Here is a 15201-nt window from a genome sequence, read left to right as displayed (position 1 = left end):
GTTTGCGTGACAACTGCTGCGGTGCAACCTTAGACTGCTCATTGGCTAGCGCATCGGGCTACTGTATCGCTCAATACGCTAATTGGAAAACTGAACAGACAGATTCGGCTAAGTAAAACATTCGATAGCTTTTATATGGGGTCAGTTACGACAGTTAACAACGATAATTCATAAACATGCTAGTCTAAGCGCGCATTTATCGCTATCATTACCTTGTACTTCACCGTTATACCGAGTCGTTTTATGGAAAACTCAGCGCAGTCAGCAAGATTGCCACACTTACATGAATCAGAGCTATTCCACGCTATTAAAAACCCCGCCTTTAGGCGTATTGGTCTAATGGGCCGTGCTGGTAAACGTAGTGTTACTCAAAGCTTGGTACAGATTGCCCAAACCGTCAATGATATGAATTTGACGTTGATAATGGATGTACAAACGGCCAATTTACCAACGCTTGACCTCACAGATATAGAAAGAGTCAAAATCGTCAAACGTGGTTTGATTGGTGAGATTTGTGATTTGGTTATTGTTGTTGGCGGTGATGGTTCGATATTACATGCTGCTGAAGCGCTAGCACGCTACCGTGTACCTGTACTTGGTGTAAACCGTGGTCGCTTAGGGTTCTTAGCAGATGTAAAACCTGATGAAGCTGCGTTTAAGTTACGCCAAGTATTGATGGGAGACTATCAACTGGATCATCGGTTTTTATTGACGATGGAGATACGAGAAGGGCGCAAAATTATCCATGAAGACATGGCACTGAACGACATCGTACTGCACGCCGGCAAATCCGTACATATGATTGATTTTCAGATGAAAATTGATGGACATGACGTTTATAGACAGCATAGTGATGGCTTGATAGCAGCAACACCGACTGGCTCTACTGCTTATGCTTTATCAGGTGGCGGTCCAATCATTCATCCGAGTATGGACGCTATTTGTCTGGTGCCAATGCATCCCCATACATTATCTAGCAGACCGATTGTGGTCAGCGGTAATAGTGAGGTCTGTATTCGTATCCACGAAGACAATCGTACTCAGCCAATGGTGAGTGCAGACGGTAAGCCAAGCGTGCCACTTGAGCAAGAGCAACGCCTACATATTCGTAAGCATCCTGATAAGCTTACCTTGTTGCACCCACCTGGGTTTGACTTTTATGAGGCCTGCCGTACAAAGCTGCACTGGAACGTACATGCCGAAGAATTCAGTCTTGATGTCGATGATGATATTATAGACGATGAATAAGCGTATCTATTAGACCAAAATATGATACAAAAAATGGTAGTGGAGAGTAGGCAAGATGGATAAACAAACAATACTAGCAAGTCTAACGCCCGAAGTGGTTGATAAGTTTCGTATGGCGATTGAGCTAGGTAAATGGCCTGACGGTCGTAAGATTACCGCTGAGCAGCGTGAGACTTGTATGCAAGCAGTGATGGTATGGGAGCATGAGCACCTGCCGCCAGCCGAGCGTACAGGTTATATTCATAAACCTGTAAAAGATGATGGTTCTGTCGTTGGTGCTGAATGTGACGTCGAGCACGAGCATCACTATCCTAATATGCCGAATCCTAAAGGCGCGGTACAGCCTGTTAAGTTTCGTGATAAATAGATCTACAAATAAGTAAGTCTATAATGATTGTTATAAAAACAATTATCATAAAAAAGCCACGCTATATAGCGTGGCTTTTTTTACTTTATCAATGATTAAATTATCAGAAATAGCTTAATCACTATAAATGATTAAATAGCAGTCGTATCGACACTAGGACGAACCGTTAACGGGTTCTTTTGCATCAAAAACCCTTGCCAGCCCCAATGTAAAAAATTACGGATATTGGCATGATCGGTACCATTAGGCGTTGCTTGAACCTTGGCATAATGTTCGCCAAATAGTTTAAGCGTGTCCAATTGGTTCAGGCCATGGTGCTTAGCAAAACCAAAAATCTTTGCGCTACCTTCGTTCTCACCGGCTGCATTATGTACCATTCCATTCACAAAAGGGGCAGGCGCATAGCGATAAAAATCATCGATAAAGCTGATGACATCATTGAATCCAATGGCTTTTTTGTTCAAACCATTAAGTAATGCCGATACATCTGATTGGCGGATACTCATAAATAAATGACCTCAGAGCAGATTAAAAAACAATATAATATTTATGTGTGCTCAATGATGATAGTAGCCGTTGAGCGTTCAGCATTATAATTTAGCTAGCTTAGCGATTAAAGTAGTCTTCGTCATCAAACGAAGGCGAAAAGTTGCCTTGTTCAAGATGCTGCATTTGCGACTGTACAGAACGCTCATGCTGAATACGTTGATAAATCTCTTCGCGGTGTACTGCAATATCTTTAGGTGCGTTTACACCGATACGTACTTGATTGCCTTTGACGCCTAGAACCGTCACACTTACTTCGTCGCCAATCATTAGCGTTTCGCCCACGCGGCGTGTCAAAATTAACATGCGTCACACTCCTTATGTCGCATCAACAAATTATTACTCATCAGATTACTTCTCAATTGCAGAACATCACCGCAGCACCAAACATGCAATATAACCATTATCACGATGCCAGATATCGTGCCAATAGCGGTAATGATAGGTAGATTCATTTAGCCCAAATGAAAGCCCCATTATAGGCGGCATAACAGATACTGTCACGGTTTTTCACAAAACTATTAGGTAAATGCTCATTTCAACTATGCTAAAAAATAAAAATAGGACCTAAAAAGATCCTATTTTATTTAAGTACTGTTTTTATTTAGATACTATTAATTCAAACGCTATTAATTTATATGCAATTTATTTACATACTATATAAAGGCATTAACAGCGATTAATAGATAACCGTCAATGCTAATGCTATATTTTAACAGTTTTTATGTCTTATAGCCCAGCGATTTTACTTTCACCGTCTTCACGATCTAGGCCAAATGCCGTGTGCAATGACTTAACGGCTTTTTCTAAGTGTTGATCTTGAATCAGAACCGACACTTTGATTTCGCTGGTTGAAATCATTTGGATGTTGATGTTGTTTTCAGCCAGCGTTTGGAACATAAGGCTAGCAACACCAGCATGTGATCGCATACCAACACCAACCAATGAAACTTTAACAACTTCACTGTTGCCTAATATTTCTTTGGCACCAATTTCATCTTTCACTTCTTCGTTAAGCACTTTTAGCGTCTTATCTAAATCAGTGCGGTTAACTGTGAAAGTAAAGTCAGTGGTACCGTTATCCGAAAGGTTTTGTACAATCATATCGATTTCGATATTGGCACGACCAATTGGGCTTAAGATAGCAGAGGCGATACCAGGATGGTCAGGCACGCCGCGTACTAAGATTTTTGCTTCGTCTCTATTGAACGCGATACCTGAGATGATTGCCTGTTCCATATTGTCTCCTTCGTCTATCGTAATTAGGGTACCCACGTTGTCTTGAAATTCTTGGTCAAAGCTACCGTCTGTGTTTTCATCAAAGCTAGAGAGTACACGTAGCGGCACGCCATATTTACCAGCGAATTCTACTGAGCGAATCTGTAGAATCTTAGAGCCAAGACTTGCCATTTCAAGCATTTCTTCAAACGTAATTTTTTCAAGCTTTTTGGCTTTTGAGGTCACACGAGGGTCAGTGGTATAGACACCATCGACATCGGTATAAATTTGACACTCGTCAGCGCCTAAGGCCGCAGCAATCGCCACACCTGTGGTATCAGAACCGCCGCGTCCTAATGTGGTCGCGTTGCCTTCTTCATCGATACCTTGGAAACCTGCCACAATAACGATATTGCCAGCATCTAATTGCTCGCGTATGTTTTTGTCATCGATGCTTTCGATACGGGCTTTGTTATGGGCATTGTCGGTTTTAATCGCGACTTGGCGACCAGTCATTGAACGGGCACCAATACCAAGCTCTTTAATGGCCATGGCAAGCAGTGAGATAGAAACCTGCTCACCTGTTGAGACCATCTGATCGTATTCGCGAGGATCAGGTTGCGTGCTAATTTGGCGAGCTAGATCAATCAAACGGTTGGTTTCGCCGCTCATGGCTGAGACCACGACGACCACTTGATGACCATTGTCATGCCAGCGTTTGACTCGTTTGGCGACGTTTTTGATGCGGTCGATACTGCCCATCGAGGTGCCGCCGTATTTCTGTACTATTAACGCCATAAAAATCTACCTATTTATTCAATAATGACTTTTTATTGTCATTGAGGAGAGTCAATGTGATGCTCGTCAATGCTTGTATAGATAAAGCCAGATGATAAGAGTTATGCCTTTAGGTCTTTCATTCTTCTAATGGTATCTATCAACCTTATAGAATGAACAATATGCCCAAACGTTGACCTTTATACCATATCTACCGCATAACTTTAAGCCTCAGGAGCGCTTAGATATATGGCGATTGGTTATAGTAGTTATAACCAATCACGTATTCTATGCGTAGTAGAGTAAAGCTATGCGATAAGTATAAGATACATTGTGACGCGCTATACTAGTATATTCGCGAGTTTAATATTCACTAGCTTAGCTAAGCTGGGTTTCAATCCAAGCAGGTAGAGCGCTGATAACCGCTGCACTGTTACCAGACTTCGGTGCGCCGCCTTGTGCGTAGTCAGGCTTACCGCCACCTTTACCACCAAGCTCACCTGCCAAATGACGAATAATATCACCAGCTTTCACTTTAGCAGTGACAGATTTTGCGACGCTCGCTGCGAGTGCTAATTGGTTATCTTTATCACCAATCAATACAATCACGCTATCAGGCAGTTTTGATTTGATATCGTCCATCAGCGTACGGATGGATTTACCATCGATACCACTTAAGGTGCTGATAAGAACTGGCGTACCTGCGATCGTTTGTACATCATCAAGCAAATTGGCTGCTTGAGCACTGGCTATTTTTTGCTCTAAGCGCTCTAGTTGTTTTTCTAGGTCACGTTGCTTATCAGCCATAGTACGGACACGCTGCGCTACTTCAGGACGTTTTACTTTCAGCTGACTTGCCAATTCGCTCAGTTGTTGCTCGCTTTGCTGAATGTTTTTGACCGCATTCATACCTGTGACGGCTTCAACTCGGCGGATGCCAGCCGCAATACCAGACTCACTGGTGATTTTTAGCACACCGATATCGCCCGTACGCTGTACATGCAAGCCACCACATAGCTCGATAGAGAAAGGCTTGCGCTGACCATCAACGATACGGTCTGTACCCATGGTTAGGACTCGAACGTCACTACCGTACTTTTCACCAAACAGTGCCATAGCGCCTTGATTCATCGCTTCATCAATCGACATGTGCTCGATACGGGCAGGGGTGTTGGCTTGAATTTGCTCATTAACGAGACGTTCGACACGCATGATTTCAGCAGCGCTGACAGGTTTGTCATAAGCAAAGTCAAAACGTAGTACTTCGCTTGAGACTAGTGAGCCTTTTTGCGTGACCGCGTCGCCTAGCACTTCTCTTAGCGCTGCATGCAATAGGTGAGTGGCCGAGTGGTTTTTGGCACTGGCTGCACGAATGCTAGACAGTACTTGCGCTTCAGCGGTTTGTTTAGTACTAATATCACCCATGGTCACGACACCATAATGGATAATCGCCTGTCCAGATTTTTTGGTATCTTGCACTTCAAAGACGCCAGATGCTGTACGGATTTCACCAAGCTCACCAACCTGACCACCACCTTCAGCATAAAATGGGGTGCGATCTAATACCACAACGCCTTCCATGCCTTCTGTTAAGCTGTCTGCTGGGTTGCCGTCTTGATAAAGCGCGTCAATAGTCACGCCGTCTTCTTCAAGCTGCTCATAGCCGATAAATGTCGTTGGCGTTTCTACTTGGATGACACTGCTGTAATCGACGTCAAACTTGCCAGCATCACGCGCACGCTCACGTTGTGCCTGCATATGCTCATCAAATTCGGCTTCATCAATAGCAATACCACGCTCACGAGTGATATCAGCAGTCAAATCAAGTGGGAAACCATAGGTATCATAAAGCTTAAATGCTGCTTCACCAGATAGCGTATCACCATCTTGTAAGCCTTCAAGTTCGCTGGCAAGCAAACGTAAGCCTTGAGCCAATGTTTTAGCAAACTGTGCTTCTTCTTTTTGAATGGCGTTTTCGATGACGCTCTGCTTGTCTTTTAGCTCAGGATAGACACTGCCCATTTCAGCCACAAGCGGCGCAACCATTTTATAGAAGAATTCACTATCAGCGCCAAGCTTGTTGCCATGACGTACCGCACGACGAATGACACGGCGCAATACATAACCGCGACCTTCATTACTTGGCGTGACACCATCAGCAATCAAAAACGCCACGGCACGAATATGGTCGGCGATGACTTTTAGTGATGATTGTTGCTCATTATTGATTTCTAGTATTTCAGCTGCTGCATCCATTAAATAGACGAACAAATCGATCTCATAGTTGCCATGGACGCCTTGCATAATGGCACTAATACGCTCAAGCCCCATGCCTGTATCGACGCTAGGTGCTGGCAGTGGTAATAGCGTGCCGTCTTTTTGACGATTGAACTGCATGAATACGCAGTTCCAAATCTCAATATAGCGATCGCCGTCTTCTTCTGGCGTACCTGGCAAGCCCCCTTCGATATCGGCACCATGGTCATAAAAGACCTCGGTACAAGGGCCACAAGGACCAGTGTCGCCCATCGTCCAAAAGTTATCAGAAGCGTAAGGAGCACCTTTGTTATCACCAATACGAATGATGCGCTCACTCGGAATGCCGATATTTTTATTCCAAATCTCAAAGGCTTCGTCATCGGTTTCGTAAATGGTCACATATAGACGGTCTTTATCAATCGCTAACCATTCATCTGATGTCAAAAACTCCCAGATATACTCAATACCTGCTTGCTTGAAATAATCACCAAATGAGAAGTTGCCAAGCATTTCAAAGAAAGTATGATGACGTGCGGTATAGCCGACATTATCCAAATCATTATGTTTGCCGCCAGCACGTACGCACTTTTGAGAGGTTACCGCACGTGTATAGTCACGTGGTTCCATACCCAAAAAGGTTTCTTTAAACTGATTCATACCGGCATTGGTAAATAGCAATGTCGGATCATTGTGTGGAATCAAGCTAGACGATGAAACTTGGGTGTGCTGCTTGCTTATGAAAAAATCGATAAAGGCTTGGCGAATATCGGCTGAGCGAAATGGCTGGCTCACAGCGGCTCCTTACTGACGGATAGAATTGAGTAAATGACATAAAATAATTTTGCAAGCGATTTTAGCACAAACGCCCAAGCTCTTGGTACAAGAGTTATAACTACTAGGTTATTATACGTGTGTTAGTCATTGCCTAATTTATAGAGTATGCAAACTAGTTGGTCAAAATGGCCGCATCAGTTTCATCCAATTTGTCTTGTGTGGTTGGATTGGACTCGATTACTTGCACAGGCAAATAGCGTAGTTGAAGCTTAATTGGCAAGTACTCTGGGAAATTCTCTGCCATATCATTAGTAATGAGCGTTTCAATCTGGCGAACATCGTATGAACTCGGCAAAGTCTCTCCACGCACGATTGCTCGCACCACTTGGTTCTCTTCTGAGGTATCAAACTGCGTATTGGTCAATACATTACCTTGGTCGATAAAGTAGTTGTTGATGGCTTCTTTGACACTACTCTCAAATACTTGCTGCTTGGCATTGGTCTGTAGGTTGATGGTTAAGTAGGCACCTAGGCCACCAAGTAGTAATAAAGTCACCGCGTTACGCTGCAAAAAAGTCAGATAGGTATTGGATTTATAATCGTCATCGACCAAACGGCGGAACCCTAATATCCACAATACAAGCGCATTGGTAAACTGGATAGCAAGAATGTTGGTTGCTGCCAATAACAGCGCACCAAGCCCAAGCTGCATCTCGCCATTAGCGAGCAAGATACCGCTAGCCGCCAGTGGTGGTACTAAGGCTGTGGCAACTGCAACGCCGACAACAGCAACCGAGAGATGCGGAGATACCATCGCGTACGCGCCAGCAGTACCGCCAGCTAAGGCAATCATCAGATCCATGGAAGTAGGCTGGGTACGTGATAGGATTTCTGCCGTTAGCGGTTGATCTTTATGTAGCCAACCAACGATAAAGCCGACCAATACCACCAATGAGACACCGATAATGACGGTAAAGAGCGACTTACGTAGCAATGGCATACGGTGATCGATAATCGCTAGCGCTATACCCGTGATAGGGCCTAGCATCATCGCAACCAACATAGCTCCGATAACCACGGCTGCTGAATTGGTCACTAGCCCATAACTGGCAATAATGGCAGATAAGATGTTCATGATGAAGTACATCTTGCTAGGCAGTGCGTTCGCCTCAATCCTAACCCGTACTTCTGGGTAATCTACCTTTTGATTGCTGAATTGCTCGGCGACAAACTGCTTATAAGACTCAAGTTTGGCTTCTTTTTCCTCTTGAACCTTATCTTCGTCACTTTCACCTTGAGACTTTTGAGTGTCGCTGTCTTCTACATCGGTGTCTTTACTTTGACTTTTATCTTCTGAATTATTCTCTTGATTGTCATCATCGCGACTAGGTTTGTCTTTTGTTTTTTGTTGATTGGCTGTTTTGTTATCTGATGACTGTGCTGCGATGTTTGTGTCATCGGCAGTGTCGTCTTCTGCTTCTACCGTTACTTCAGCACCACTATCATCTTGAGCACTTTTTTCTGTTATTTCTGCCGTATCCGACTGGAAGAAATCGGACTTTTCTTTCGCTTCTATAGTTTCTGACTCTGCAACCTCTGATGCTTCAGTATTTGATTGTGACTCAGGTTCTGTCGACTCCAATGTTGCTACGACCACATCGTCACTGATGGTTTCCATCGTTATCTCGGCGTCAGGTGGCTGCGCACATTCAGTGTCTACTTCGGAGTCTGTTTTGCTATCTGTATCAGTCGATTGCTTGTGTTGATTGTCTTCGCTTTCATTATTGTCTACAGCGGCATCATCAACTACTGGGTCAATTGTCGCGTCTTGATTGTGAGAGGCGTCAGTAGCGATTGATGAATCGTTTTGATCCACTGAGTTAGGCGCAGTGTTTTTTTCAGATGAGGACATAGCAGATAGCGTTCTTAGTAGGTAAAGAAAGTCATTATTGTAATGATAAATAGATAAAGATATAGGAGATTCTTGAAAATATAAAAAAGAGTTGAGAGAAGGTGGGAGTAAGAACTGGTATTTCTTATGATTAATTCTAAAACCTTAATAATAGCATGGTTTTTGTTCTAAAGTCATTCAATATAGATGCTACAAAGGTTCACGGTAAATACTTACTTTTTTTGTGGAATTAAGGTTAAATGTATTATATCCTCAATAAAGATAAGGAATAACTTATGAACTGGCCATTATTTTCTGTGATCTACTCAATGACAGCCACCGTGACTATCGGACTTTTTATGATCGGCGCTCTCGTTACAGGGTTCGATGAGATATTTCATATTCAAATAGCAGTGGGGTTGGGTGTTTTGGCTTCGATACCTGCAGGGTTATTCTTTACCAAAAAAATTGGCAGTATTACTGGGAATGAGGAAGGTTATAAGACATAAAGGCGAACAGTAAAATATAAAGACAAGCAGTGTTATCGATGTAAAGTAGAACCGCCCATCAGCAAACAAAAAAGACCTCAATATTGAGGTCTTTTTTATCGTTAAAAATATCTGCTAACTAGTATCGAAGCTAGCTTTGATAAGGTTCTATTTATTGAAGTTCGACAACTGCGCCATTTTCGATATTGGCATACACTTCTAACACATCCCAGTTGGTCAAACGAACACAACCTGCTGAGCCTTGACGACTGATACCTTCAGGTACTGGTGAGCCATGTAAACCGTAAGAAGGCTTAGATAATCCCATCCAAACGACACCGACTGGGTTGTTTGGTCCTGGTGCTATCATATGAACTTTCTTTTGAGCGCCTTCACCGACGGTTGATTTATACCAAGGCATTTTCACTTTATTGATAATTTTGAACGTGCCTTTTGGAGACGGTGTGGCATCGCTACCAACAGTCGTCGGATAAGTAGCAACCAATTTGTCACCATTATAGGCATACAATGTCTTGTCGGCTTTGTTGGCGACTACGCGATTGATACGTTGGTTCAGCTTGTCACGAGTATTTAGTACTGTGATAGTCTCGCCAACAGCGTACTTTTTATTTTTGTTGAGTTTGTCTAAGTAACGTACATCCATATGGAAACGTTCACCTAGCATCTCTTTAATGTCTTGATAATAAAGACCTTTCATTTTTGACTTCGCTTCTGAACCAGAAGGTGTAGTCGCAAAATTGGTATTGATATCGTCTGCGGTCAACGTATAAGTGACCAGTACAGGTTTATTCGCAGGAATGTTTTTAACCAAGGCATCCCAAGTTTTTTGATCCATTTTACCAGTCGCTGGCAAGCCTTTCATCGTTTGGAAGTTAACAAGGGCTTTTTTGCTGTTCATACCCCAACCACCATCGATAGGGCCAGGAGAAGCATGGTTCCAATCAAGCAGCGCCTGCATTTTGATCGTCATCGCTGAGTTGACTTTCATATTAGGTGACCAGACAGCGCCGTTCACTTGCTTAGCATAGTTCGACAAGTTCAGCGTTGTGTGCTTCTTACCATCTTTGTCTTCGATGTTTTTGATGGTTGGATCGTCGCTAAAGTCTTGACGCTTCTCACTCTCTGGTAACTCAAAAGCAAGTGGATCAGACGAGTCGATAGATGATAGGTCACTAGGCGCAGCGACGGCTTGGCCTTCACTAATGTCATCGTTACGGTCAGCTTGCTCATCTTTACGCGTCAGTTCTGCTGCACTCATATTGTCAGCAGCTGGGGCTGACACGTTTTGATTGGCTTCTTGCTTATTATTGATAAGCTGGTTCATGCTGTCGACTGGTTTCGCTTTCTCTGTATTTAACTGTACAGTAGCAGCGCCATCTGAGCGACTACGGTTCTCTTGCACATTAAGGCTAACCTTTTTGGCAAGACCTGGCATAGCGTCAGCCGTGCGTACTGGCAATGTGCGAGTACTATCGGCAGGTGCAGCAAGTGCGGCTACACTGGCGCTTACAGCTGCGATAGATATGGCAGTAATAATTGGCTTTATTTTCATCATATTGAGTCACTTGTGGTTGCTACTAATGCGGCTATTATGCGCATAATTTGATTGCATCGCAAACTTTTGACACATCTTTTTGCATTTAAGACTTGCAAAACGTCAACTGCTGACGTATTCGCTACAGTTGGGTAATAATTTAACCAAGGTGTGTATGGCGTCGTGCTCGATTCTTACGCAAACTGTTCATTATTCGCACTATTTTTTGTGCAAGTAAAAATGACAGTTATTGGCGCTACTAGAGGTTTACGTCTATAATGTATGACTGAATTTTATTTAATATAACGATTTTTAGCAAAAAGCAATTTAACCCGCTAGCAGTTAATCCACAAGGTGCGATATGTCAGAAGACCAAACAATGAGTGCAGAAGAGTTTCAAAACCAATACTTCAACGATGAGTCTGAAGGCTTAGACGGTGAGATGGAGTATGATTTAGAGACTGGACTTCTTGGTGAGCACGATGAATTTGCTAACTTACATTTAGAGCTAAACGAAGCACGTGAGCAGCTCGTCAGTATTCGCGACTTTATTCGTTTTTCAGTCACGCAGCTGCGTAACTATGACGTTGTTGTTGCACAAGGCACGACCGATGAGTTTGCAGAAGCGTCAGCCATTGTCTTGCATTCTTTGTCTCTCGATTGGTCTGCCAATGAGCAGATTTTAGACTGTCGTCTGACCACGTCTGAAAAGCAGTTGGTACTAGGGCTGTTAGAAGAGCGTATCGCTGAACGTAAGCCGTTAAGTTATTTGATTAACTTGTCGTACTTCTGCGATTTGCCTTTTTATGTTGATGAGCGGGTTCTTATCCCTCGTTCACCGATTGCAGAGTTGATTCGTCAGCAGTTCCATCCGTACTTTGAAGTTACCGAGTTGGCCAAACCACTGGGTGTCAGTCCGAACGAAAAGTCAGCGGTATTTTATGACCATGGCCTAGATGTGAAGCAGTTGTCGCAGCCTGAGCGTATCTTGGACTTGTGTACTGGCTCTGGCTGTATCGCTATCGCGCTTGCTACTCGTTTCGTTGATGCGTTGGTCGATGCCGTTGATATCGATAAAGGCGCATTAGAAGTGGCAATGGTCAATGTCGATCATCATGACCTTGGTCATCAAGTAAACGTAATCGAGTCTGATTTGTTTGCCAAGATACCTGCTGAGAACCAGTATGAGCTTATCGTCACCAATCCGCCGTATGTGGACGCTGCTATCATGGCAGATTTGCCGCCTGAGTTCTTATATGAGCCTGAGCATGCACTTGCAGCTGGCCAAGATGGTTTGGATTTGGTACATCGTATCTTATTTGAAGCGCCAGATTACCTTAGTCCAGATGGGTTGCTGATCTGTGAAGTAGGTGACAGCGAATGGGCGCTAAAACAAGCCTATCCTGAAATCCAGTTTGATTGGTTGAAGTTTGCACATGGCGGGCATGGTGTCTTTGCGATTACCTATGATGAGCTAGTCTCAAACCGTCAATTGTTTGCCTCTTATGTTCAGCTATTAGATAGCCTTCAATAGACAGATATTAGGTTAAATAGACGTCGGCTGCACGAGCCGAAACTATAAGCAACAACTACAATCACTCATCACAAGCAGTAACTATGAGTGACTGGTCACATAGTCATCAGTAGGGTTTACTTGTTTAAGGACAGTTATGGCAGGCAATAGTATTGGGCAGGTTTTTACGGTTACCACTTGCGGTGAGTCGCATGGGGCAGGCCTTATGGCCATCGTTGATGGCGTACCACCAGGTTTAGCATTATCTGCAGACGACCTACAAGTAGATTTGGATCGTCGCAAACCAGGTACGTCCAAGTATTCAACCCAGCGCCGTGAGTCTGATGAAGTTGAGATTATCTCTGGCGTATTTGAAGGCAAAACCACAGGTACGTCTATCGGTTTATTGATTCGCAATACCAATCAAAAGTCTAAAGACTATAGCGATATCAAAGATACTTTCCGTCCTGGACACGCTGACTATACTTATAGTATGAAATATGGCTTCCGTGACTATCGTGGTGGCGGTCGTTCGTCAGCGCGTGAGACGGCTATGCGTGTAGCAGCTGGTGCTATCGCCAAGAAGTATTTGCAAGAACGTCTGGGTGTTCAAATCCGCGGTCATGTGACTCAAATCGGCAATGAACATAGTAACGTCCTAGATCCGAGTCAAATTGACTGGGAGTTTGTAAATAGCAATCCGTTCTTTTGTGCAGACAAAGAAGCGATTGGCCGTTTTGAGACCTTGATTGATAACTTGCGCCGTGAAGGCACTAGCTGTGGTGCGCGCCTTGATATCATTGCAAGCGGTGTGCCAGTAGGCTTAGGCGAGCCAGTATTTGATCGTTTAGATGCCGATATTGCTCATGCGATGATGAGTATCAATGCGGTCAAAGGCGTCGAGATTGGTGATGGGATGGCGGTAGCAGGTCAATTCGGACATAGCGCTCGTGATGAGCTGACGCCAGATGGGTTTGCAGCCAACCATGCTGGCGGTGTCTTGGGCGGTATCTCATCAGGGCAAGATATCCGTGTGAGTATTGCTTTAAAACCAACCTCTAGCATTACCACTGCAGGCAAGAGCATCAACACTCAAGGTGAAGCCGTCGATATGCTGACTAAGGGTCGTCATGATCCTTGCGTTGGTGTGCGTGCTACGCCCATTGCCGAAGCGATGCTAGCGATCGTACTGCTTGATCACTATCTACGTCACCGTGGTCAAAACGCCGACGTAAAGCCGCCAGTACAATCGATTACTTAGTGTTTCATTGAATTCTGTTGAAAGTACACTTATCTTAAAAAGGCTTAAGTATGTCTGTTTATCATTATATATTAGCATGGTCTGAAAATAAGCCATTGTATCTAAGAGACAGTCTTCGAAGAATTTTAAATGCTTCTATTGATAATGATGATATTAATGAGCTAACTTTATTAGTTAAGAAAGAACACGGTGATGATACAGTCAATATTCAACCTATTTTTTATGATCAAACGCATATTCCGACAAGTATTCAAACTAATAATGACTATCCAAAATTACTAGGTTTGAAAAATCCTAAAAATATATCTGCTTTACATAGTGAAGCAGATTTAAAGTTTTCAGAAGATGGTCTAACCGTCATTTACGGTAATAACGGTTCTGGGAAATCAAGCTATTCAAGGATTTTTAAGAAGTTATGCTGGAGTAGAGCACCAAATATAGAATTGAAAACTAATATTTTTAGAAGCGATCAAACACAGCAGCAAGTTGAGATAAAAATAGGTTTTGAAGGTCAAAATATTGATTGGATATGGAATCAAAGTAATGAAAGTCATTCTCTGTTAAAGTCTATATTCGTATTCGATAGTGAATGTAGTGAAGTTTACATAAATAAAGATAACCCAGCTGAATATAAACCTGTTGGTATAGATTTGCTAGAAAGCTTAATCGATGTTTTTAACCAAATACAATCTAAGCTAAAATTGGAAATTTCACAATATAATGTAGTCAAGCCCGCTTTACCAGATTCACCAGTTAATGTACCAATCTCTAGCTGGTACAGTCAGATCGAGAATATCGATAATAAGCAGTTAAATGATTCTATCCAATTTAATCAAAGAGATATTGATAGAAAGAGTTTTTTAGAAAGTATTTTAGATAGCCCAAACCCAAGCAGAGATATACAGGACTTGAGGATTACCAAAAGCAACTTACAAAGTTACTTTCAAAAAGTATCAGAAATTGAAAGTTATTTCAGTACTCAAGCTATAGTTAATATTCGAGATTTCAAGCAAAGTTTTGACAGTACTAAACAGGCTTATGAAATAGCCAGGAATGAACTGAATGATTTGAATACTTTCCAAAGCTTTGGTACAAGCCCATGGAGGATTCTGTGGAGTTCAGCTCAGGATTTTGCTCACAGTTCTAATATGTCTGATGGACAAACCTTTCCATCAAATGAATCCTTGGATAAATGTGTATTATGTCAGCAAGACCTTGATGAAGAAGCTAAGAGGAGAATGCTACAGTTTAAGCAATTTGTTCTTAATGACATATCAAGTCAACATAATGAATTAAATAGAACC

11 protein-coding genes and 1 pseudogene are annotated in these 15201 nt (G+C 42.8%); 6 read left to right on the top strand and 6 right to left on the bottom strand.

The features are described from left to right. Positions 1-243: 243 nt before the first annotated feature. Both CXF60_RS00860 and CXF60_RS00855 read left to right on the top strand, forming a co-directional pair. Positions 244-1248 (top strand): NAD(+) kinase, encoded by a 1005-nt coding sequence (locus tag CXF60_RS00860; RefSeq protein WP_179798759.1) that lies wholly within the window; start codon positions 244-246, stop codon positions 1246-1248. A gap of 55 nt (positions 1249-1303) precedes the next feature. Next, positions 1304-1615: a YeaC family protein gene (locus tag CXF60_RS00855; RefSeq protein WP_057759241.1), complete on the top strand. Its 312-nt coding sequence runs from the start codon at positions 1304-1306 to the stop codon at positions 1613-1615. A gap of 131 nt (positions 1616-1746) precedes the next feature. On the opposite strand, the gene CXF60_RS00850 is transcribed toward CXF60_RS00855, so the two are convergent. The 5 genes and pseudogenes from CXF60_RS00850 to CXF60_RS00830 all read right to left on the bottom strand — a co-directional run bounded on the left by CXF60_RS00850 (position 1747) and on the right by CXF60_RS00830 (position 9101). Next, positions 1747-2121 carry a HopJ type III effector protein gene (locus CXF60_RS00850; protein WP_057759243.1) on the bottom strand — a complete coding sequence of 125 codons (375 nt, stop codon included), beginning with the start codon at positions 2119-2121 and terminating at the stop codon, positions 1747-1749. A 178-nt stretch (positions 2122-2299) separates the two neighbouring features. After that, positions 2300-2467: pseudogene (gene csrA, locus CXF60_RS00845) on the bottom strand (carbon storage regulator CsrA); the annotation flags it as partial. A 423-nt stretch (positions 2468-2890) separates the two neighbouring features. Then, complete coding sequence (locus CXF60_RS00840; RefSeq protein ID WP_057759246.1) at positions 2891-4177, bottom strand: aspartate kinase; 1287 nt, start codon at positions 4175-4177, stop codon at positions 2891-2893. 357 nt (positions 4178-4534) lie between these two features. Next, the gene (alaS, locus tag CXF60_RS00835; RefSeq protein ID WP_102090393.1) at positions 4535-7207 is read right to left on the bottom strand and encodes an alanine--tRNA ligase; all 2673 of its coding nucleotides are present in this window, start codon (positions 7205-7207) and stop codon (positions 4535-4537) included. 154 nt (positions 7208-7361) lie between these two features. Further along, positions 7362-9101: a DUF389 domain-containing protein gene (locus CXF60_RS00830; protein ID WP_102090392.1), complete on the bottom strand. Its 1740-nt coding sequence runs from the start codon at positions 9099-9101 to the stop codon at positions 7362-7364. 275 nt (positions 9102-9376) lie between these two features. On the opposite strand from CXF60_RS00830, the gene CXF60_RS00825 reads away from it, so the two are divergent. Beyond that, positions 9377-9589, top strand: a complete 213-nt coding sequence (locus CXF60_RS00825; protein WP_102090391.1) for a hypothetical protein — start codon at positions 9377-9379, stop codon at positions 9587-9589. A gap of 151 nt (positions 9590-9740) precedes the next feature. On the opposite strand, the gene CXF60_RS00820 is transcribed toward CXF60_RS00825, so the two are convergent. After that, the gene (locus CXF60_RS00820; RefSeq protein ID WP_180958055.1) at positions 9741-11144 is read right to left on the bottom strand and encodes a L,D-transpeptidase family protein; all 1404 of its coding nucleotides are present in this window, start codon (positions 11142-11144) and stop codon (positions 9741-9743) included. 340 nt (positions 11145-11484) lie between these two features. Between CXF60_RS00820 and prmB the strand changes: the two genes are divergently transcribed. The 3 genes from prmB to CXF60_RS00805 all read left to right on the top strand — a co-directional run. Further along, positions 11485-12657, top strand: coding sequence for a 50S ribosomal protein L3 N(5)-glutamine methyltransferase (gene prmB / locus CXF60_RS00815; RefSeq protein WP_102090390.1), 1173 nt, complete (start codon positions 11485-11487; stop codon positions 12655-12657). Between the two features lie 136 nt (positions 12658-12793). Continuing rightward, positions 12794-13897, top strand: coding sequence for a chorismate synthase (aroC, locus tag CXF60_RS00810; RefSeq protein WP_102090389.1), 1104 nt, complete (start codon positions 12794-12796; stop codon positions 13895-13897). A 50-nt stretch (positions 13898-13947) separates the two neighbouring features. Next, positions 13948-15201: hypothetical protein (locus CXF60_RS00805; RefSeq protein ID WP_145990190.1), on the top strand; the 1254-nt coding region annotated here is incomplete at its 3' end.

Source organism: Psychrobacter sp. 4Bb (assembly GCF_002836735.1).
Classification (GTDB): Bacteria; Pseudomonadota; Gammaproteobacteria; order Pseudomonadales; family Moraxellaceae; genus Psychrobacter.
The sequence above is the reverse complement of the archived record's forward strand: the minus strand, read 5'-3'. Positions and strand labels throughout refer to the sequence as shown.